The organism is Arcobacter ellisii (assembly GCF_003544915.1).
GTDB lineage: Bacteria > Campylobacterota > Campylobacteria > Campylobacterales > Arcobacteraceae > Aliarcobacter > Aliarcobacter ellisii.
Map to the genome: position 1 here is coordinate 1,250,114 of NZ_CP032097.1, position 23,427 is coordinate 1,273,540.

16 protein-coding genes are annotated in these 23,427 nt (G+C 26.5%); 8 read left to right on the forward strand and 8 right to left on the reverse strand.

Annotation, left to right across the window (positions count from 1 at the left end; all coding sequences use genetic code 11):
- The first annotated feature begins 3 nt into the window (after positions 1–3).
- Positions 4–1,221, forward strand: a complete 1,218-nt coding sequence (locus tag AELL_RS06450; RefSeq protein ID WP_118917154.1) for an EAL domain-containing protein — start codon at positions 4–6, stop codon at positions 1,219–1,221.
- Here AELL_RS06450 and AELL_RS06455 read toward each other — a convergent pair.
- The 3 genes from AELL_RS06455 to AELL_RS06465 all read right to left on the reverse strand — a co-directional run bounded on the left by AELL_RS06455 (position 1,206) and on the right by AELL_RS06465 (position 7,216).
- A complete protein-coding gene (locus AELL_RS06455) occupies positions 1,206–3,515 on the reverse strand; it encodes a molybdopterin oxidoreductase family protein (RefSeq protein WP_118917155.1) in 2,310 nt (769 codons plus the stop codon). The two genes, AELL_RS06450 and AELL_RS06455, sit on opposite strands and share 16 nt — an antisense overlap.
- Complete coding sequence (locus tag AELL_RS06460; RefSeq protein ID WP_118917156.1) at positions 3,512–5,098, reverse strand: DmsC/YnfH family molybdoenzyme membrane anchor subunit; 1,587 nt, start codon at positions 5,096–5,098, stop codon at positions 3,512–3,514. The genes AELL_RS06455 and AELL_RS06460 overlap by 4 nt, the downstream gene beginning before the upstream one ends.
- Positions 5,099–5,227: 129 nt before the next feature.
- On the reverse strand, positions 5,228–7,216 hold the full coding sequence (locus AELL_RS06465; RefSeq protein ID WP_118917157.1) for a molybdopterin oxidoreductase family protein: 1,989 nt from the start codon (positions 7,214–7,216) through the stop codon (positions 5,228–5,230).
- A gap of 202 nt (positions 7,217–7,418) precedes the next feature.
- Here AELL_RS06465 and AELL_RS06470 point away from each other — a divergent pair, with 202 nt between their 5' ends.
- Positions 7,419–9,392, forward strand: coding sequence for an EAL domain-containing protein (locus AELL_RS06470; protein WP_118917158.1), 1,974 nt, complete (start codon positions 7,419–7,421; stop codon positions 9,390–9,392).
- Here AELL_RS06470 and AELL_RS06475 read toward each other — a convergent pair.
- Together AELL_RS06475 and AELL_RS06480 are read right to left on the reverse strand one after the other, a co-directional pair.
- Entirely contained in the window at positions 9,384–11,015 is a 1,632-nt protein-coding gene (locus tag AELL_RS06475; protein WP_118917159.1) for a bifunctional protein-serine/threonine kinase/phosphatase, read from the reverse strand. The two genes, AELL_RS06470 and AELL_RS06475, sit on opposite strands and share 9 nt — an antisense overlap.
- 12 nt (positions 11,016–11,027) lie before the next feature.
- Complete coding sequence (locus AELL_RS06480; RefSeq protein ID WP_118917160.1) at positions 11,028–12,308, reverse strand: MFS transporter; 1,281 nt, start codon at positions 12,306–12,308, stop codon at positions 11,028–11,030.
- Between the two features lie 283 nt (positions 12,309–12,591).
- Between AELL_RS06480 and AELL_RS06485 the strand changes: the two genes are divergently transcribed.
- The 3 genes from AELL_RS06485 to AELL_RS06495 all read left to right on the forward strand — a co-directional run bounded on the left by AELL_RS06485 (position 12,592) and on the right by AELL_RS06495 (position 15,682).
- Positions 12,592–13,971, forward strand: a complete 1,380-nt coding sequence (locus AELL_RS06485) for a CmpA/NrtA family ABC transporter substrate-binding protein (protein ID WP_118917161.1) — start codon at positions 12,592–12,594, stop codon at positions 13,969–13,971.
- A gap of 92 nt (positions 13,972–14,063) precedes the next feature.
- Positions 14,064–14,873 (forward strand): nitrate ABC transporter permease, encoded by an 810-nt coding sequence (ntrB, locus tag AELL_RS06490; protein ID WP_118917162.1) that lies wholly within the window; start codon positions 14,064–14,066, stop codon positions 14,871–14,873.
- Positions 14,874–14,884: 11 nt separating this feature from the next.
- Positions 14,885–15,682: an ABC transporter ATP-binding protein gene (locus tag AELL_RS06495; RefSeq protein ID WP_118917163.1), complete on the forward strand. Its 798-nt coding sequence runs from the start codon at positions 14,885–14,887 to the stop codon at positions 15,680–15,682.
- 40 nt (positions 15,683–15,722) lie between these two features.
- Here AELL_RS06495 and AELL_RS06500 read toward each other — a convergent pair whose 3' ends face one another.
- From AELL_RS06500 to AELL_RS06510, 3 genes are all read right to left on the reverse strand, one after another.
- Positions 15,723–16,901 (reverse strand): glutathionylspermidine synthase family protein, encoded by a 1,179-nt coding sequence (locus AELL_RS06500; RefSeq protein WP_118917164.1) that lies wholly within the window; start codon positions 16,899–16,901, stop codon positions 15,723–15,725.
- Between the two features lie 2 nt (positions 16,902–16,903).
- The gene (locus AELL_RS06505; protein WP_118917165.1) at positions 16,904–17,581 is read right to left on the reverse strand and encodes a UPF0323 family lipoprotein; all 678 of its coding nucleotides are present in this window, start codon (positions 17,579–17,581) and stop codon (positions 16,904–16,906) included.
- A gap of 97 nt (positions 17,582–17,678) precedes the next feature.
- On the reverse strand, positions 17,679–19,586 hold the full coding sequence (locus AELL_RS06510; RefSeq protein WP_118917166.1) for a GGDEF domain-containing protein: 1,908 nt from the start codon (positions 19,584–19,586) through the stop codon (positions 17,679–17,681).
- A gap of 130 nt (positions 19,587–19,716) precedes the next feature.
- Here AELL_RS06510 and AELL_RS06515 point away from each other — a divergent pair, with 130 nt between their 5' ends.
- The 3 genes from AELL_RS06515 to AELL_RS06525 are packed head-to-tail and all read left to right on the forward strand — an operon-like array spanning position 19,717 to position 23,370.
- Entirely contained in the window at positions 19,717–20,805 is a 1,089-nt protein-coding gene (locus tag AELL_RS06515; protein ID WP_118917167.1) for a porin family protein, read from the forward strand.
- 41 nt (positions 20,806–20,846) lie between these two features.
- Positions 20,847–22,688, forward strand: a complete 1,842-nt coding sequence (locus AELL_RS06520; protein ID WP_118917168.1) for a 7TM diverse intracellular signaling domain-containing protein — start codon at positions 20,847–20,849, stop codon at positions 22,686–22,688.
- Complete coding sequence (locus tag AELL_RS06525) at positions 22,681–23,370, forward strand: response regulator (protein WP_118917169.1); 690 nt, start codon at positions 22,681–22,683, stop codon at positions 23,368–23,370. The genes AELL_RS06520 and AELL_RS06525 overlap by 8 nt, the downstream gene beginning before the upstream one ends.
- The last annotated feature ends 57 nt before the right edge of the window (positions 23,371–23,427 follow it).

The following is a 23,427-nucleotide window of genomic DNA, read 5'->3' on the forward strand; positions in this document are numbered from 1 at the left end:
ATCATGAATTTAAAAGAAAAGAAAGTCCTAAATCCAAATAAAAAAGATTATAAAAGATTACTAAAACACTATAAATTTACCTCTTTAGATGCAAATAATTTAAAAGAGATAGAAAATATTACAAAAATTTATTCTAAAGAGTTTTTAGATGGTTTTTATAAATTTATTTTAGAGTTTGATTATGCAAGAAAGTTTTTATACAATCAAGAGATTCTTCAAAGACATAAAATAGGTATTGAAAATTGGTATTTGAATCTATTTTGTGGTGTATATGATAAGAGTTATTTTGAAAAATTATATATGATTAGTGAAATTCATGTTCGTATTGGTTTACCTGCTCATTATGTAAATACAGCTTTTAGTTATGTAAGAGGTTTTGTAAAAAATATTTTATTGACAGAAAAAAAATATGAGGTCTTATCTTCTGTGGATAAAATCATAGATATAAATTTGGATATTTTGACAATTTCATATCAAGAAGAGGAACAAAGTAAATTATTAAATGAGATAGTTTTTCTAAAAAATGTTGTTGATAACTCTAATATTGAGCCTTATCTTCAAGGAATTTTTGATACTAAAACTCTAAAAATAAAAAAATATGAATCTTTGATGAGATTGGTTGATTCAAATAGTAAAGAGGTTTTTTCTGTATTTCCTTATTTAGAAATTTCTAAAAAGATTAAATTATATGAAAAGATGATGAAAATTATGGTTGATAAAACCTTTGCTTTATTTTCTAATCAAGATATAGAATTTAGTATAAATCTTTCCTATGAAGATATTGCAAATGAGGCTTTTATGAAGTTTTTATATGAAAAAATCAATAGTTATAAAAATCCAAAAAATATCATTTTTGAGATATTAGAATCTGATTTTATTGAAGATTTTAGTGTTGTAAAAGAGTTTACAACTTATGTGAGAACAAAAGGTTGTAAAATTGCTATTGATGATTTTGGAAGTGGATATTCAAATATGGAAAATATTTTAAAACTAAAACCTGAAATTATCAAAATAGATGGCTCTTTAATTAAAAATATTAATCTTAGTGAAGAATCAAAAACAATAGTAAAAAATATAGTAAATATGGCAAAAGAGTTAAATGCAAAAACTGTTGCTGAATATGTTCACTCAAAAGAGGTTTTTGATATTGTAAAAAATATGAATATTGATTTTCTACAAGGTTTTTATTTGAGTGAACCAAAGAGTTATTTCTCTACTTGAATAAAAGAATTTTGATTTATATTTAACTCCTCTTTTATAACCATATGTTCTATTTGAGCGGTAATTTCCTCTTTTTTTAGTTTTAAACCTTGAGGAACTTTAAAACTATGAAGTTGCACTGCACATTGTTTAAAATTTGGCTCAAAAGATTTTGGGTCAAAATCAGCGATGGTTATACTATTTATTAGTTGTTCATTAAAATGAAATGGCACAAAAATCGTCCCAACTCTAATATTTTGTGACTCTTTTACTATGATATTATTTATTCTTCCTCTTCTTGAACTAATATCTATTCTATCGCCGCTTGAAACTTCAAGTTTTTTAGCATCAGCTGGATTTATCTCTATCCAAGCTTCTGGTGCTAAATCATTTAAAATAGAGATAGTTTTTGTTTTTGTTCTTGTATGCCATTGTTCAACAGTTCTTCCTGTGTTTAAAATAAGTGGAAAATCACAATTAGAAGTTTCAGCTAAAGGTTTCCAATCAAGGCATAAAAGTTTTGCTTTTCCATCATCAGTTGGACAAGGCATCTTTTCATCATAAAGCCTAGCTTTTCCTTTTGGATATTTTTCATTACAAGGCCATTGAATTCCTCCAAGTTCTTCAATCAACTCATAACTCATTCCTGAATAATCACAAAGTCTTCCTGCACTTACTTTTTTCCACTCATTAAAAGCATCTTTTGGTTCACTCCAAGAAGGAAATAGTTTTTCATTAACACTTTCAAAATATTTTGAAAACTCTAAAACAATATCAAAATCACTTTTTGTTTCACCCAAAGGCTCAACAGCTTTTTTTGCATAGTTGCATCTTCTTTCACTATTTGTGTAAGTTCCTTCTTTTTCGCTCCAAGTTGCAGCACTAAAAACAACATCAGCTATAAGAGAAGTTTCACTTTTAAAAGCATCTTGAACAACTAAAAACTCTAGTTTTTTTAAAGCATTTCTTAGTCTGTTTTGGTCTGGATATGAAATCAAAGGATTAGTTGCAACCAACCATAAAGCTTTTATTTCACCTCTATCAATTGCATCTATTATTTGTGGATATGAATAACCCCGTTTAGTTGGTACATCTTCTAACGGAACATTTACAAGTGTCGCATACTCTTCTCTGTCATACGAACTTGCAAAGTTTCTATATCCAGGAAGTGAAGAGGTAAATCCAGTCTCTCTTGTACCCATAGCATTACATTGTCCAGTAATTGATAAAGCAGTTGCTCCTTGTCGTCCTATATTTCCAGTAATAAGTGCAAGATTACAAATAGCACTTACTGTATCAGTTCCAATTGAGCTTTGATTTACTCCCATAGTCCAAGCACTCGTGGCTTTTTCAGCTTTTGCATAAACACGAGCAAGTTCATATAAATCTTTTACATCAATTCCAGTGATATTTGAAACATCTTGTGGTTTATAGTTTTCAAAAATATGTTTTTTGAACTCTTTATATCCAGTTGTTCGCTCAAGAATAAATTTTTCATTTTCCCAACCTTGCTCTAAAATAATGTAACAAAGTCCATTTATAAGTGCAAGGTCACTTCTTGGTAAAATTGGAACATAAATATCTGCCATATTTGCAGTTTTTGAAAATCGTGGGTCAACTACTATGATTGTAGGTTTTTTACCAGTAGTTTTTTTGTTTTTTGTTATATGAAGTTTTAAAATAGGATGATTATCTGCTATATTTGCACCAATTAACATAATAACATCAGCATGGGAAAAATCTTCGTAAGCACCAATTGGTCCATCACTTCCAAAAGTTTGTTTATAGCCCATAACAGCACTTGCCATACAAAGTGTTGTATTTCCACAATAGTTATTTGTTTTTAGTCCAAGTTGTACAAATTTTCCTAAACTATAAAACTCTTCTGTTAGAAGTTGTCCAGTTGAAATAACACCAATTGCAGTGTTTCCATATTTTTCTTGTATCTCTTTAAATTTTTGGCTTGTTGTTTTAAATACTTCATCCCAAGAAGTTGATACTAACTCTTTATTTTTTTTAATCATTGGAGTTGTATATCTATTTATACTATTAACTATTTCATGTTCACTTAATCCTTTTGGGCAAAGTGTTCCTTGATTTACTGGATGTTTTGGGTCACCTTTTGTATAAACTGGTTTTCCATCTTTTACACCAATATAAAGTCCACAACCAACTCCACAATAACCACAAGTTGAACGAACCCAAGAAGTAGGGGCTTTTTCAAGTGCTACTTTTCCAAATTTTTCATCATTTGTAAGTGCATATTTTTCATTTTTTAACTCTTTGTTTAAAAAGTTTTTTATTTTATTTATCATCTTTGATTTCCCATAAAGAAATTTCCAGCAAGCCCAAGGGCAACAGCTGTTTTATAAAATAGTAATCTTGAAACTATTTCACTTGAAAAAGATATAAGTATTGATAAAACTAAAAATATTATTGCAGGTATATAGTTTTGACTAGCAAGAAATAACATACTTAAAATTGGTAAAATAAATATTCCAACAAAGATACTATTTCTTCTATAATCTCTTAATTTTATGAAATTTGTTTCATACAAAATTTTTGTTTTGTTTAGTTGATAAAAGTTTTTATGTTCACTTGATAAGTATTTATAAAAATCTACCTCTTTTGAATACTCAACATATTGTAAAAATCCTATAAAAATCCCAAAAGGCAATAAAACTGAAGCAGAAGAGTAGCTTTCATTTAACATCAATAAAAATGTGATTAAAAATAGACCGATATATCCCACATTAAAAAATATATTTGTTGTCTCTTTTTTATTCCAAGAAGGTCTTGCTTTTATTCTATAAATCATTGACTGGGCATAAATCCCATAAATTCCAGCACCAAAAACTAATAACTCAACTATAAATCTAAATTTTTGATTTATTTCAAAAAAGTATAAAGTTATTAGTAAAACTAAACCACTTGTATATAAAGCTAAAGCCAAAGCTTCCCTTGAAAGCCAAGAAGTTTTTATGTTTTTCATTGCAGTCATAGCAAGAGCTGGTCGTCCAAGATGAAGTGCTGAAAGTGGAAGTCCAATGAGTGAGGGTAAAAAAATAGCTATCATCATCCAAATATTTGGACTTGGTAAATTAAATCCAAATAGATTTGTTATTTCACCTAATAATACAGCACAAAAAGCTCCAAAAGAGATTTGAGTTAAAACTGTCATAAATACCAATGGCCATTCACTATGATTTGGTTTTATAATATGTGCATCAGCTGGTGTCATATCGTGCGTTTCATTTATAGTGTATCTAGTTGTTGGTTTTGTGATTTCAATATCAGGAAGATTTGGAGCAACTCCTTGTTTTGCCATATCAACTTCTAACCACTCTTTTACATTTACAATTTCTATTGCAATTGCTCCTGATGGACAAGCTTGAACACAAGCAGGAGTTTGTCCAACTTCAAGTTTTTCATGGCACATATGACATTTTGTCACTATTCCTCTATCTTTATTAAAAACTGGAACTTCATAAGGACAATTCCAAGTACAGTATTGACAACCAATACAGCTATCATCATCATGAAAAACAATTCCATTATCAAATTTTATATATGAATTTGTAGGGCAACCTTTTAAACACTCTGGGTCAATACAATGATTACAAGACATTGAGTTAAAATGATTTTTTACATTTGGGAAAATTCCACTTTGAGTCTCTCCAACTCTTCTCCATTTTACATCTGCACTATTGTTATTTTGTTCATTACAAGCAACTTCACAACAGTGACAGCCAATACAAGCTGTTGCATCAAAATGAAATCTATATTGTTCCCCAGCTTTTGGTTTAGCAATATCAATAGAGTAATTTCCACATTGCATTCCTGTATCTGCTTTATAAGATATAAAACTTTCCAATGGTGTTTTTTCGTTTGAACTCATTTACACTCCTTAAACATATAATGAATTATATATTTAAAATTAATGTAAAATTAAAATAATATGAATATAAAATAGACAATTAATTATCTATATTAAAATAAAATATAAATAATTAATGTAAAGTTAAGCTTATAGCTTGATTATTTTAACAGCACTATGATTATAGTCAGGTTGTAAAGAGTCTTTGTCATATAAATCATTTGTAAGATAGTTTATTTTTCTATTACTAACAGGTATAAAAATAGTATCAAGTTTTATATCATCAGTTATAAGTGCAACAGATTCAATTTGTCCACGTTTTGAAATGATTCTTATATTATCCCCATCTTTTATTCCTAAATCTTTTGCATTTTTACTATTTATTTCACAAAAGTTTAGAGGTTTATGTTTTAAAAGAGTTCTTGGAAGATTTGTTTTTGTACCACTATGCCATTGGTCACGTGTACGTCCTGTTAATAAAATAAAAGGAAACTCTAAAGAGGTTTTTTCACTTAAAACTCTGTTTTCCACAAAAAATAGATTTCCTTTTTTATCAGGAGTAAAAAACTCTCTATTTTCTCTAATTTTTTCTCCCCAAACAAAAGGTTTCTCTTTTAACTCTTCATAAGAAGTTTCATAAATATTTAGATGAGGATTTAATTTTGTCATCTCTTGATACTCTTCAAATATCTCTTTTGGTGAACTAAAACAAAACTCTTTTAAATATCCTAACTTTTGAGCAATAAGTTGGAAAATTTCCCAATCAGGTTTACAATCTATTGAAACACGAGTTAGTTTTTCTTGTTTTGTAATTGTTCTATCAAGATTTGTTTGTGTTCCTTCTTTTTCTCCCCACGGAGCAGCAGGAAGTCTAATATGTGCAAATTTTGCAGTTTCAGAGTTTTCATAGGCATTTATTTCAACAACAAGTGGAATTTTTTTGATTAACTCTTCCATTTTATTTCTATTTGGAAGATGATAAATTGGGTCTGTATGGCAAATAACTAACACATCAAGGTTTGCTTCAAGCATTTGAGTTGCAGTTAATCCAACTTTATTTGAAACTTTTTTTGTTCCCCAAAATTGATTTACTTTTTTAATTGATTCACTATCAAATCCCAAATGAACTGCAAGCATTGTTGAAAGTCCACCAACTTCTCTTCCTCCCATCGCATTTGGTTGCCCAGTTAATGAAAAAGGACCATTTCCCTCTTTAAATATTTTCCCCGTTAAAAGATGTGTATTTATGATTGATAAGTTTTTATCAACTCCTTGAACCGATTGATTTATCCCCATTGTCCAAGCAGTTATTATATTTTCATTTGATTTATACATTTGCCAAAACTCTTCAAATTGCTCTTTTGTAAGACCAGTTCTTTTTAAAAGTTTTGTTGAAGGAACTCTTTTAAATTTATTTTGAAGTAGGGTGAAGTTATTTATATGATTTTCAACAAACTCTTTATCTATTAAATCTTCATCAATAATTCTTTTTGAGATAAGATTAAAAAAATCAATATCACTTCCAGGTTTAATTGGTAAATATAAATCAGCATATTTTGCAGTGTCAGTAAATCGTGGGTCTATTACAATGATTTTTAATCCATCTTTTTTTGCACTTTTTATTCTATTGTGAAAAACAACATGAGCTTCAGCTGTATTTGCTCCAACTAAAATTAAAAGATTTGCCTTATGTACATCATTCATTCTAACTGGCACATAATCTATTCCTAAAGCTTTTTTATATGCAACAACTGCACTTGCCATACAAGTTCTACTGTTTGTATCGACGTTATTTGAACCTATAAAACCTTTCATAAGTTTATTTGCAATGTAATAATCTTCAGTTAAAAGTTGACCTGAAAGATAAAATCCAACTTTGTCTTTGTTTGAAATAGCAATTTTAGTTGCAATTTGATTTATAGCACTTTCCCAAGAGACTGTTTTAAACTCTTCATTTAGATTTTCTCTAAAAACTGGTCTTAGAAGTCTTGTTGGTGTTTGAATACTAATAAGTTCTGAAACACCTTTTGAGCAAAGTTTTCCTTCATTTGTTGGATAAACCACATCTCCAACAAGTTTATTTTCTTCAAATTCAAGTCCACAACCAACACCACAATATCCACAAACTGACTTTATCATTGTAAATAATCCTTATTTTTTCGATTTATACATTTTATAGTTTTTATTATACATAATATTAATGTAAAATTAAGAAAAATATGTTTATAAAATATACATCCATAATAAAAGAATCAAATAATAAAAATTATTTTTTATTTAATATAAGTTGAATTTTTATTTTTTTGTGTTATAAATTTATGTTTTTTATTTAAGGAATAATATGGATATTCAGGCAAAAGATAGAATATTTAGATTTAGTAAAACTTTAACTCTATTATATTTATCAACAGATAAAAATGATAATTCAATTAATTATTTTAAAAGTATATTTAAAGAAATAATTTATTTAGATAATGAAGTTGATATATTTAAAAAATTTAATGAAAATGAAATATCTATATTAATTACTGATACCGAAATTCCAAATCTTGATGTTTTTACACTTATAAGTACAATTAGGCAAATTAATCCAAAAATTATTTCAATAATTTATTCACACAATGATGAAAAAGAGACTTTTATAAAAGCAATTTCTTGTGGAGTAAATGGATATCTTTCTAAACCATTGGATGAAAATCAATTTTTGGCTATTTTAAATAAGTTTATAGAAACTGAAAAAACTAAAGTAGATACATTCTTTTTAAAAAAACAATATGATGCAATTGTTGATGAAAATACAATTGTTTCAAAAACTGATAAACATGGAATTATCACATTTGCAAATGAAAATTTTTGTAAATCATCTGAATATTCAAGTGAAGAATTAATAGGAAAAAGTCATAATATTGTACGTCATCCTGAAAATCCAAAAGAGTTATTCAAAGATTTATGGCAAACAATTAAGGTTAAAAAAGAGCCTTGGACTGGAGTATTAAAAAATCTTTCTAAAAGTGGGAAGCCTTATTTTATTAAAACAACAATAAAACCAGTATTTGATTTAAACGGAGAAATTGTTGAATATATAAGTGTAAGAAGTAATGTAAATACTGTAATGAGTGATAAAAAACAGTTAATTGAAAAAATAAATGAAAATGGTTTACATCTTTTAATTCTTATACAAATAGAGGATTTTGATATTCTTGATAAGTTTTATAATATGTTGATTGTTGATAAAATTGAAAAAATATTTGGTTTTAATCTATTAACATATTTACCAAACTCTTATATTTTTGATACGATTTATTATTTAGGAAATGGTCAATTTGCCTTATTGACTGAATTTTTTGATTTTCTATCAACTCATACAAATATAAATGATTATTTGAGTAGTTTTGTAAAGAATGTAAAAGAGTCACGACTGATTGTTGATGAAATTGAGTATGACTTAAATGTAATAGTTAGTTACTCTTTTGGAAGAGAACATTTATATGAAGACTCAAAATGTGGTTTAGATGAAGCTATTAAAAAGAGTGAAATTGTTAAATATTCAAATGATTTTTCTATAAAAGAGCAAATTGAAGCTAAAAAAAATATGGAAATAATCAAAATGGTAAAAATTGCCCTTGAAAATTATAATGTAATTTCATATTTCCAACCTATTATAAATAATAAAACTAAACAAATAGAAAAGTATGAATCTTTGGTTAGAATAGTTGATGAAAATGGGAATATTTTATCTCCACATAGCTTTTTAGAAATATCAAAAAAAGGTAATTATTACAATAAAATTACCCATAGAGTTTTAGAAAACTCTTTTAAAATTTTAAAACAAATTTCAACAAAAATCTCTATAAATCTCTCTTCTTTAGATATAGAAAAAGAGGAAACAAGAACTAAACTTTATCAATTATTAGATGAATATGAAAGTGATAGAAATAGAGTTATTTTTGAATTACTCGAAGATGAAAATGTTAAAGATTTTAAAATTATTAAAAACTTTATTAGAAAAGTTAAAAGTATGGGTGTAATGATTGCAATTGATGATTTTGGATCAGGATATTCAAATTTTGAGAGACTTTTAGAATTTAATCCAGATATTTTAAAAATTGATGGAAAATTGATAAAAAATATTGTAAATGATATTTATAGTAGAAATATAGTTGAAACAATTGTAACCTTTACAAAAAAACAAAATATTATTACAATTGCTGAATTTGTGGAAAATGAAGAGATTTTTAATATCCTTGATGAATTAGGAGTTGATTATTCTCAAGGTTATTATTTTGGTAAACCAAAAAATATGAATCTAATTTGATGATATTTTTAAAAATAAAATAAAATTTAGAATCAAAAGTAAATAAAATCCGATTTTATAAAATTTTTCAGGTGATTTTTCTAAGAGAGGTGCATTTTTTTCAAAAAATGGTTTTACTTTAGTAGGATTTTCAAGTTCATATTTTAAATGAGAATAACTTTTATATCTTCTCTCTTCATCAACACTTATTGCTCTTAAAATAACACTATTAAACCAATCAGGTATTTTAGAGTTTAATGATTTTGGATTTTTTGCTTTTGAAAAAGTTGGATTTTGAAAAGGTTCTATTTCGCCATAAGGATAAGTTCCAGTTAAAGCTTGATAAATAGTAACTCCAATAGAAAAAATTTCTGTTTTTTCATTTATACAACTCTCTTTAAATCTTTCAGGTGCAAGATATGAAGGTGTTCCAGCTTTATTATTTATTGAAAAAATCTCTGTAATTGAACCAAAATCGATGATTTTAAAAATCCTTTTATTATCCCTTTGAATAACAATAATATTTTCAGGTTTTATATCCCCGTGAACTAAATTGTATTTTAGTAAATACTCTTCCATCATTAGAAGAGTTTTTGTAAGATTTATTGCATCATCGATTGTTAGTTGTCTTTTTTTTAGATACTGTTTTAGATTTATTCCATCTAGTTTTGTCATAAGATAATATCTTGCACTTCTGTGTTTTGGAATAAATGATTTTGGGAAAAAACCAGCTTTTAATCTTTTTGCATTCCAAGCCTCTTTTACATACAAATCTAAGATGGTTTCATTGTCTATTGCTTCAAGAGGGGCGAATTTGATTACATACTCTTGATTGTTTTTTTTGCAAATCCAAGTTCTGTCATTTCTAATTAACGATTGAATTAATTCATAACCATCAATAACATCACCTTTGTTTAATTTTTCTGGAATTTTTAAATCTAAATTTTTTAATATCTCTTTATAATCATTTTCTAAAACTTCTAAAACAATCGCTGTTGTATCATCAGGAAGATTATCTTCAACTAAAGAACTAGCCTTTTTTACTAAATGATAAGCGCCGTTAATTAGATGTTTTTTTAAAGTATCGCTACTCATTAGGTTATATAAACCATCACTACACATTAAAATTTTGTCATCTTTTTGAATAGAATTTTCAAAATAGTAAATATCTACATTTTTATCAATTCCAATTGCATTTGATAAAACATTATCCATTCCCTCTTCATTATGGTCAATTGAGAGTTGAAATAGTTTATCTTCTCTTAAAAGATAAATTCTACTATCTCCAACATTTGCCCCATAAAGTCTGTTGCCTTTTATAACAACAACTGTAAGGGTTGTTACATATTCTGCTCTTTCATACTCTTGAATTGATTTTGAGTAAAGAATAGAGTTTATTGAAGTTATAAACTCTTTTATAGCTTTTTCAAAACTCCAAGCATTTGGTAGATTTTTAAAGTTATTGATTAGATGATGGGTTACTTTTTTAGCTGCATTTGCACCTTCAATTGCACTTCCAACACCATCACAAAGTACAGCAATAGTGAAATCTTCAAATTGTTTAATTTCATAGAAATCATCACCCGTTAACTCTTTTTCCTTTGCTAATGAAAAACCTGAAGTTTTAATATTTTCTTTACTCATTAAAATAACCTTTTATATTCTTCCCCCAGAAGTTGCTCCCCAAGTTGTTCTCCATCTTGTTTTTACTAAAGAAATTCCCAAAATAGCAACAAAAACCATAGTTGCAAAAATAAAAAATCCAGCTGTATAACCTTCAAATGTACTTTGTGACCATCCTAAAGTTTTAATTAATGCTGTTCCTCCAAGACCTCCAGCACATCCAACAATCCCTGTCATTATACCAATATCTTTACCAAATCTTTGAGGAACCAATTGAAATACAGCTCCATTTGCCATACCAAGATTTGCCATAATTAAAAATAACACTACAATGGCAATACCAAAAGGTAAGTTAAATGTTGCATTTATTATTGCAAGTAAAGCAACTATTCCATAAAAGAAATATAAAGATTTTATTCCACCTAATTTATCAGCAATCGCTCCCCCAACTGGTCTTAAAATTGCACCTGCAAAAATACATAAAGCACCAAAATAACCAGCAACAACTAAAACATTTCCTTCAGCAATAAAATCTAATCCAAAAGCACTCATTTCTGGTTTATAAACATTTAATAAATATACTTTCATATAGTTTGCAAAACCAACAAATCCACCAAAACTAACAGCATAAAACATACAAAACCACCAAGTATCTTTATCTTTTAATAGTTTTCCATAATCTTTTAATTTTTTTGGATTTGCTTTATAAACATTAGAGGGTGCATCTTTTGCCATAAACATATATACAATAAAAATAAAAGTAGATAAAACAGCACCTACTAAAAATACAGATTGCCATCCCCAAATTTCAGCAATTTTAGGAGCAAAAATAAAGTCAATTACAACCCCAATATTTCCAGCTCCCGCAAGTCCTAAAACAACCCCTTGAAGTTTTGGAGGATACCATTGTCCAGCTTGAGGAAGTGCCACTGCAAATGAGCCACCTGCAAAACCTAAAACAAATGCAACCATTAATAACTCATTATAAGTTATATGTTCACCTTTAAAATAAGCATAAAACAATCCACAAACAACTATAAATTGAGAGATTAAAGCTGTTTTTTTAGCACCAATTTTATCAACTAAAAATCCAAGAAGCACTCTTAATATAGCACCTGCTAAAACAGGGATTGCAAGTAGAGTTGCTTTTTGGTCTGCACTCATCACAAAATTTTGAGTTATCTTTAATGATTCACTAATTTCAGTAGCTAGTGGACCTAACATAGTCCAAACCATAAAACTAAAATCAAAATAAAGAAAAGCAGCTAAAACCGTGGGCCAGTGACCTTGTCCTTTTAATTCTTTTAATGACATTTTTTGTCTCCTATTTTTAATTAAACTAATTATAAAAGATTAGAAGAATAAAAAAACAAATTTATTGTATATAAATTAATCAAAATATTTTTTAATATATTAAAATTAATGAAAAATTAAGTTTATAAATAATTTATAACTTATATTAGTTTGTATTTTAAAGATTAGTAAAATTATATTAATGAATTATTAAGTATTAAATGTATATTAAATAAACAATAAAACTATATAAATCATAAAAATTAAATGTTAGTATTTTCTAATCACAAAAATAGGAGAAAAAATGTTGGGTAAATTTTTAACTTTAGGTCTAGGATTGTCTGTTGTTGCAAGTTCATTATTAGCTGCTCCAGAAAAAACAAAATTAAAAATAGGTTTCATTGCATTAACTGATTGTGCTCCAATAGTAATAGCAAAAGAAAAAGGTTTTTTTAAAGAAGAGGGTTTAGATGTTGATGTTGCAAAAGAGGGTGGTGGATGGCCTGGAATTCAACAAAAAGTAATTTCAGGAGAGTATGATTTTTCACATGCGTTAGCAGGTATGCCAATTGCTGCAACATTAGGAATTAATGGTGAAGCAAATTTACAAGCTTTATTATCACTTGATTATAATGGAAATGCAATTACTTTTGGAAATAAAATCATTGGTGAGATGGAAAAATATGGTCTTAAAAAAGAAGAAAGACCAGTTACTGCTGAAAGTTTAAAAAAATATATTGATGAAAAACACAAAATCGAAGGAAATAAATATCAACCTTTAAATTTTGGAATGGTTCATCCAGTTTCAACTCATAATTATGAGTTAAGATATTGGATGGCTGCAAGTGGTATAAAACCTGATGAAGATACTACAATCAAACCTTTTCCACCTCCAACGATGCCACAAAACTTAATAGCAGGAAACATAGATGGATATTGTGTTGGTGAGCCTTGGAATACAAGAATTGTTGAAAAAAATGCAGGAAGTGCACTTGTAACAAATTATGATATTTGGAATAATAATCCTGAAAAAGTATTACAAGCACGTGCTGATTTTATCGATAAAAACCCTGAAACTACAAAAGCTGTAATGAGAGCAATCCTAAAAGCTCAAATGTGGTTAGATGAATCTTGGGAAAATAGAGAAGAGGCTATTAAATTTTTAGCACAAGATAATTATGTAAAAGCTCCAGTTGATGTATTAAGAAAATCAATGAGTGGAACATTCCTTTATAATCCAGGAACAGACTCAAAAAATCCAATGTTTAACACTTTTGCGAACTATTACGCAGCTTATCCTTTTTATTCTCATGGAATGTGGTTTATAACTCAAATGTATAGATGGGGACAATTGGAAAAACCAGTTGATATGAAAGCTACAATTGAAAAAGTTTATAGACCAGATTTATTTGAAACAGTTGCAAAAGAAGTAGGTTATGAGTTACCACCAAGTGCATGGAAAAAAGATGGAGTTGATGAATATAACAAATTTTTAGATGGAAAAGTTTGGGACCCAAATAAAGCTGTTGATTATATTTATAGTTTTGAAGTTACAGCTCCTAAAGTTTCAAAAGAGGAGTTAATGAAAGTTAATAACTGGAAAGTTGAAACAAAACAGCCTTCTTATGTTTGTCCTTATGGACCAGCAGGTTGTGCAGATGAAAAATTTGTAACAAAAAAATAAACAAAAAAGGAAAAAGCTCAAATTGAGCTTTGCCTTTTTTGGTATATAAAAAATTGCATACCAAAAAAGGCAAATTTATAAAAAGGAAAAAAATGAACAAAGAAACGTTAAAAAAGGTAATTTTACCTCTTATTGTGCTTGTTATTATTATACAAGTTTGGTCTGTTGTGGCTTCTATGATTCCAGGTTTTCCAACACCAAGTGATACTTATGTGTATGCATTTGGGGGAACAACAAGTGATGGTGAAATATTAAAAGGAGTTTTAAGTGACCCTTTTTATGTTGAAAATCAAGATGTAAAAGGACTATTTTGGCAAGTTTTAGAATCTCTAAAAAGAGTATTTGGTGGATTTGCACTTGCTGTATTAGTTGGAGTTCCAGTTGGTTTGATGGTTGGTATGAGTAAAAATATTCAATATGCACTTGACCCATTTATTCAAATTTTTAAACCAGTATCTCCTCTTGCTTGGTTGCCATTATTATTGTTTGCATTTAAAGATATTGATAATACTGCTATGTCAACGATTTTTATTACTTCAATTTGGCCAATTATAATTAATACCTCTTTAGGTGTAAAAAGTGTTAGTGAAGATTACTTAAATGTTGCAAAAGTTTTAAGATTTTCACCTTTAGAAAAAGTTTTTCAAATTATTTTACCAGTTGCAGTTCCATATATTTTTACAGGAATGAGATTAAGTTTAGGTATTGCTTGGCTTGTAATTGTTGCAGCTGAGATGCTAACAGGTGGTATTGGTATTGGGTTTTGGATTTGGGATGAGTATAACAATCTTGCTTATCACAATATTATTATTGGAATTATAGTTGTTGGTGTAATTGGATTTATTCTTGATTTATTGATGGGAAAAATTGCTGATTATTTTGATTATAGAAAAAAAATGTAAAAGGTTAAAATATGAATAATGACAAATTTTTACAACTAAGTAATATAGATAAAACATTTGCTCTTCCAGCTGGAAAAGAGTATAAAGCAGTAGTTGATGTAAATCTAAATATTAGAAAAAATGAGATTATTTCTATTATTGGGCATAGTGGTTGTGGTAAATCAACACTTTTAAATATGATTGCTGGACTTGATGCCCAAACAAAAGGAAATATTATTTTAAATAATAAAGAGATAACTGGACCTGGACCTGAAAGGGCTGTTGTATTTCAAAATCATTCTCTTTTACCTTGGCTTTCAGTTTATCAAAATATTGAAATGGCAGTAAAAAAAGTTATGCCAAATTTAACATCTCCTGAGTTAAAAGAGAGAGTTTTACACTTTGTTTCTATGGTAAATCTTGACCATGCTAAAGATAAATTCCCTGGTGAAATAAGTGGTGGAATGAAACAAAGAGTTGGAATTGCAAGGGCACTTTCAATAAAACCAGAAGTATTACTAATGGATGAACCATTTGGTGCACTTGATTCTTTAACAAGAGCAAATTTACAAGAACACCTAATGAGAATTCAACAAAGTGTACAAAATACAGTAATTATTATTACTCATGATATTGATGAAGCAGTTTTATTAAGTGATAGAGTTATTATGATGACAAATGGACCAGAAGCAACAATTGGAGAGATTTTAGAAGTAAATCTTCCAAGACCAAGAGATAGAGTAGCACTTCAAAGTGACCCTGAATATATTAGATGTAGAGAGGCTATTTTAGACTTTTTATATAAAAAATTTGCAAAACATGATGACTAAAAAAGATTGGGGGTTTTTTATTTTTTCCCCAATCTTTTTATTATTTTATAATGTGTCCAACAAATTTAGACATATTATTTAAGATTTTTCCACCTCGTCTAAATCCTAAACCACAAGCTTCATAAGCATAAAATACACCAGCTTGATATAAATTTCCTTTTTCATCTTTTGGAAACTCTACAAACTCTTGATAAATAGCCTTATGACCTTCATATTCACCACTTGTTTCTAACTCAATACTTCCATCAATATTTATGATTTTAGTATTAGCTCCTTCTCTTCCAAAACATCTTTTTTCTACTTGTTTTTTCCCAACAAGAGGTTCAAAAGAAGTTTCAAGTAAAAGCGGATGATTTGGATATAAATCCCATAAAATCTTCATAAATCCTTTTGATTGAAACATTAATGTATAAGCTGGATTAAAAATAATTGCTTTTTTATCTTTTATAATTTGAGTTAAAAGTAAAGCTAATTCACTCTCTTCAATACCTATATTTTCCCAAGGAATTAGTTTGAACCAAAACTCAAAAGCTTCATCATTTTTATAAATTCCTTCATCATTGAATTGAACATTTTCAATAAATTCAAAATCAGTATTAAAGCCAGCTTCACTAGCAATATGTTGTAAAAGTTTTGTAGTATTTATATCTTCAGCTGAAGTTGAAATTGAAGAAAATAAAATTTTCCATCCAAGAGTTGAATAATACTCTTCAAATTTTTCAATATCTGTATCTAAAGTAATAATTCTTTTAAAATTATCTTTTAATGATTCATATAAACTATTAAATTGGCTAGCTTCATCTAAACCATTTTTCTTTAACATTGCCCATTGAATAATAGCTGTCTCAAAAAGAGAAGTTGGAGTATCTGCATTAAATTCGATTAGTTTTATTGGTTGTCCATCAATTCCACCAGCTAAATCAAATCTTGAATATAAATGCCAATGTACTTCATTTTCCCACGACTCTTTTATTACTTCAACTAAATTAAAAGGGATATTTAATTCATGGAATAAATCATTATCAATTACATATTGACCAGCTTCGGCAAACATATCATAAAGTTCATTTGTAGCTTCATAATAGGCATTTGCTTCCTCTTCACTTATAACAACTATTTCATCACTTACATAAGATGAATTATCGCTATCTGTATGCCAAACAAAACCTATTGATTCTAAATATTCATCAGTAAGTGGAGTTAATTTTTCTAATTTCAAAATCAACCTCCTGTACTTGTTGGAGATGAGAATGAAGAAGATTTAGTAGAAGTTGAAGATGTTGAATTTGTATTATTCCCACCAAAAAATCCACTTTTTTTATCCCCACTTGTTGAAGTTGAACTAGTTGTTGGACTTTTTGTAAATGAACTTTGAGATTTACTATATGTTTGAGGAGATTTATATTGAGCTGCTCTTTGGTTTTGATAATTTTGATTATTAAATAGTTTATTTCCAAGCCAAGAACCTATCATTGCTCCTGCAATTGAAGATAATAAAACTCCACCAAGTCCCATTCCACCATCACTTAATTGTGCATTTGGATTTGTTAAAGCTGAAGTTCCAGCATCAATTTTTGCTTCTTCTTCTTTTACAAGTTTATCAATCTCTTCTTGAGTTAAAATTCTTTCACTTCCATCAGGTTTTCTAAGAACAATAGTTGTTTTAGAAGCTGGAAATTCATCTGCAATTGCATATTTACCATCTGCTGATTCTTCAATAACTACAAATGCACCTTGTTTTTGACTTGCATCTGTAAATGTATTATTTTGACCTTGGTTTTGATTTTGGTTATTACTTCCCTTGTCTTCACAACCTGTTAAACCAATAACTAAAATTGCACCAAGCCCACCAACTATCGCATAATCAGATATTTTTTTAATATGATTTTTTCTTTTCAAAATTAATAATCCTTTTATCTTTTTTCTATAATTTTAATATATTATGATACTTAAAATATTCTATAAATTAGATGAAGATTATTTTATCTTGTTTTGGTTAATCAACGGTAATCTTATCTTTTCCTGTTCTTTTAGATTGATACATTAAATCATCAATTCTTTTAAATATAGATTCTTCATCATCATTTTTATGTATTTGAGTTAAACCTACACTAACTGTAATAGGATGATTTTCTATTATGGTTGTACATTTTATTAAATTTCTAATTTTATCAATAGATAAATAGGCTTCATCTATTAAAGTTTTTGGATATAAAATAATAAACTCTTCTCCACCAACTCTAAAAAGTAAATCAGTATTTCTTATATGTTGTTTAGCTATTTCGCAAACTTCTATTAAAACTTTATCTCCAATATCATGTCCATAATTATCATTTACTAATTTAAAATCATCAATATCAAATAAAGCAATACAAAAATAACTTTCATATCTTTTGAACAATTCAACTTTTTCTTTTAATCTTTGATTAAAAGATTTTCTATTATAAACTTTTGTAAGTTCATCCATTGTTGCTTGTTCTTCAAGTTTTTTTTGAGTTTCATATAAACTTGTGATATCTCTACTAACTCCTAAAATTCCTATTTGTGCACCCATACATTTCAAAGGTCTTTTTTTAGATTGAAAAAGTAACATTTTATTATCAATCTCAAACCACTCTTCTTGGATTATTAACTCTTTTGATTTTAGAACTTTTAAATCATTTTCTCTAAATATTTGTGCATATTTTTTATCAAAAATCTCAAAATCATCTTTTCCTATAATTTCATTTTCAGTTTTATTAGCAAGTTTTTTAAATGCATCATTACAACCTATATATTTTAAATTTTGATTTTTATAATAAATTAAATCATCACTTGTATTTATAACAGCATTAAGTAAATTTTTTTTATCATGAATTCTTTTTAAAAAATAAATAATCAAAATAAAGATAATAGTCATAAAAATAATTAACATAATTAGTAGATTTCTTTGTTGATAATCTAATTCATAAACGATTTTTTTATGATGATTATCTTCATAAATAAAAGAATCTAAATCTAATTTCTCTTTTGTTAAACCTAAAATTCTAAATACATCTAAAGTTTTTTCTAGTTTAGTTCTATCTAAACAACCTATCTTATTATCGTTTTCATTTATGATTAATTTTTCTAAAATTTCACCTTCTTTAATAAGATTTATCAAAGATTTATTTTGAGAATTATATTTTTTGTATATTATTTCTGCTGTTTCTGCTTTATTTTTTAAAGCATATTCCCAACCTTTTAAACTTGCTTCATAAAAGTTTTTTGTAGTTGTTGGGTTATTTTTTATAAATTTTGATGAAGTAAATAAAATATCACTATAAAAATCAAATCCATAATCTTTTGGATGAAAAATTTTATATTTTATCCCTTTTTCTTGAAGTAATATAGGTTCATTTGAGATATAAGAAGCCATTAAATCAGTTTTTTTATTTATTAAATCATTAATATTAAAAGAGTGAGTAATCATATTTACATGTTCTTTGTAAATACCATTTGAGTTTAACATTGCCATTATCGAAGCTGTAAATTTAGCATCAGGAGTAATCATGATTTTTTTATTTTTAAAATCAGATATAGTTTTTATCTCTTCATTTGTTGTAAGTAACATCAAAGGAGAGTGTTGAAAAATTGCTCCTAAAGCTACAATATCATAACCATTTATTTTATCTAATAATAAAGATGAACGCCCAATGGCAAAATCAGCTTTTTCTTCTTTTATCATATCGACCAATTCGATTTTATTGTTTAGCTCATTTAAAGTAACATTTAATCCAACATCTTTATAAAAACCCTTTTCTTTTGCAATATAATAACCTGCAAATTGAAATTGATTTAACCAACTTAATTGTAAAGTTAAGTTTTTCTTTTCATTAGAATATAAAGAAGCAATAAGCATAAATAGAATAAATAATATTTTCATAATCACTCCTTTTTATCCATATATCTACCATTATCATATCATAAAAATAAATATTCTAACAATATAAATTTTTAGAATTTAAACTTAATATAAAATTATATTTTAATATTAATTTAAGTATGATAGAAGAATGTTAAGATTAAATATATACCTCATTTTACTAGCATTTACTGTTATAACTCTTCAAGCAAAAGAGATAAATTATATAAATACATATAGCAAACTAATAACAAATAATCTTAAATTAGTAAATTTAGATGAAGAGAATGCAGAATTTAAAATGGAAAAAAAAGAAGAAAATTTTGATTATTCCCTAAGATATAATTTGGGTAAATCAGTTTATGAAGATAGTAGTTATTTGGATTATCATAGTGAAGATTTTTACAATGAAGATTCTTATAATTTACTTTTTAAAAGTAGTATTTATTTATATGATTATATGTGGGTGAATTTTAATATTAATTATAAAGATTCTATAAGAAGTGTAATAGATACTTCAGGTGGAGTTGCCTATAAAAAGAAAAGTATAAAAGAAGAATCAGCGGTTAAGTTATATTATAAACCAAATTCAATTATCGTGTCAAATATAAGTTTTGAAAACTTAAATAATAGTATTGATTATGATAAATTTGTAAATCAAAGTTTTAAAAACACAAATAATAAAAAACTTAGTTTTAATGTTTCTTCAGAACTTGGTTTTGCAACACTTAATAGCTCTTTTTATCAAATAGTAAGAGATAATAACTATTTGTCTCAAAGTGATGACAGTGATGATTATTTACAAAGTTCTGAAGAGTTATATCGAGGATTGGAATTTTCATTATCAAAAGATTTAACTAAAGATTTAAAAGTTACAACAACAGCAAAAATTTCTGATATTAAAATTTTAAATAGTAATTTAGAAGAATTAATAGGAAATGTTCCAACTTATTCTCCTCAAAAAGAGATAGATTTAAAAGCAGAATATTTATATAAAGATATAAAATTTATTAGTAAAGTTACTTATGTTGGAAGTAGATATAGTGACAATGTAAATAGTGATAAATTAAATAGTTATGCTATTGGAAGTTTAGGAGCTATATTTTTTACTAAAATAGATGATGAAGATGTAAAAATAGATTTAAGTATTAAAAATATTTTAAATAAAGATTATTATATTTATTCAGATACAAAAGGCGATTCGACAAATTTTATGATGAATATGTCTATGCAATTTTGATTTGATTTTGTATAATAACTTATCAAAATTCTGGATTTAATATGTTTTATTTAAAAATAATCTTTTTATTACTCTTCTCTTCAACTCTTTTTGCAAATATAATAGATATAAATGAAGAGACAAAAACTTTAGATATTCTCTCTAAAAGCGAAATTTATATAGATAAAAATAAGAATCTTACTTTTGAAGATATCAAAAATCAAAATATAAAATTTGAAAAAAATAACAAAAATATTTTATCTTATGGTTATTCTCCAACTTTTGATGTTTGGATTAAATTTACTCTAAAAAATAGTTCTAAGAAAACAATAAAAAAGATTATTGAATATGATAATCCTCTTACAACAAATGTGGATTTTTTTGATTTTAATAAAAATAGTATTCAAAAAGATGGTCTTTTATCTAAAGATATAAATAAATTTGTAATAAATCCAATTTTTTCAATTGAGTTAAATCCAAATGAAGAAAATACCTATTTTATAAAAGCTTCTTCTTTTATAACAACTTTAATAATTGATTTAAAACTTCTTGATGAAGAGAGTTTTTACAAAAAAGAGATAAAACATCAAATAATTCTTTCTCTGTTTTTTGGAGCAATGTTTATTCTTGGAATTTATAACTTTTTTATCTATTTATTTACAAGAGATATTAGTTATTTATATTATGTATTATATATTTTAGGTTTAATAATTCATCATTTGATGTACACAGGTATTGCAAATGTATATTTTTTAAATTATGAACAAAAAATAACAATAGTTAGTCTTGCTTCTGTTATAGTTGCTATTCCTGTTTATGCTTTGGGATTATTTACAAAAAGTTTTTTACAAACAAAACAGTATAAAAAATTTAATATGGTTTTAAATGGATTTTTAATTCTTATTCCAATTTCTGTAATATTTTTCCTAGTAACAGATGATTATGATAAATATAGAAATACTTTTACAATGCTATTTTTAGTTTTTTTGATGATAATTACACTTTATGCAACTCTTAAAAAGAATAAACAAGCCTATTTTATCTTCTTTGCTTGGGTTATTTTTTTATCTTCTGGATTATTGATGTATTTATCAAGTGCAGGAATATTTGATATAAAAAAATATTTTCCTTATTTAATTGAAGCCTCTTTTGTAATTGAAGCAATAATTTTTTCTATAGCTTTAGCAAATAAAATCACAAATCTTCAAAAAGAAAAAAATGAAGCTAACCAAAAACTAATTATTCAAAAAGAGAATGAAACTAAAAGATTATCAAATGAAGTTAATTTAAGAACAAAAGATTTAAAAAATGCTCTTGATGAAAAAGAGTTATTATTAAAAGAGTTAAATCATAGAGTAAAAAATAATATGCAAACAATTGTATCTTTGATTAGACTTCAAAGTGATGAAATAGAAAATGAAAAATTAAAAGATATTTTATTAACTATTCAAAATCGAATTAGTGCAATGGGTCATTTACACGAACTTTTATATAAACAAGATGATATAAATTATATTGATGTTTATGAATATTTTGAAGTTTTAATTGATGAAGTAAGAGAAAGTTATGATAGTTTTATAGAGATTCATTTAGATATAAAAACTAAACTAAAAATGGAACAATCAATTTATTGTGGACTTATTATAAATGAACTTATTACAAATTCCTTTAAATACGCATTTCCAGATAAAAAAGGAAATATTCTTATAACTTTAGAAAAAGAGAATGAAAATATAAAATTAACTATTAAAGACGATGGAATAGGCTTTGATGAAACAAAAGTTAATTTCTCATTAGGTTTTACTTTGGTAAAAACTCTTGCAGTTAGTCAATTAAAAGGTGAAATAGATATAAATTCTAAAAATGGTGTAACAACGACTATTTTGTGGAATGAAGATGAATAGTGTAAAAATTTTAATAATCGAAGATGAAGCAATAGTAGCTTTAGATATAAAAAGAATTATAAATAACTTAGGTCATAATGTAGTAGATATTGTATCAAATTTTGAAGATGCAATAAAAAGTGTAAAAAAAAATCCACCAGAACTTATTTTTTCAGATATAAATCTTGGAAAAGAAAAAGATGGAATAAATATTATTGAAGAGATACAAAAAGAAGATTTTATTCCTGTAATTTATCTAACAGCATATAGTGATGAAGAGACTATTCAGCGAGCAATTAGAACAAATCCTTTAGGTTATATTTTAAAGCCTTTTAAAAAAGAAGATATTAAATCTACACTATTATTAAGTATTTATAAATTAAAAACACAAACTTATGATAATAATAATAATTCCTATGAAAAACTAGGATTTGATTATTTTTATGACTTAGAAAATGAAATTCTTTTTTTTAAATCTGAACCTATAAAATTAAGTTTAAAAGAGAAAAAACTGCTTACTATTTTGGTTGAAGCAAAAGGTCAAATAGTCTCTTTTAAATATTTAGAATATGTACTTTGGCCAGATGCACCAATTAGTGATAGTACATTACGAACTTTAATTTATCGACTAAGAACAAAACTAAATTATAAGATAATTGATACCATTTCAAGCATTGGATGTAAAATCTCAAAAAGTCCATAGAAAGCCCATTCTGTGACGCTAACTGTGACGTTCCTCTAATAAAGTTTGTCCTAAAAA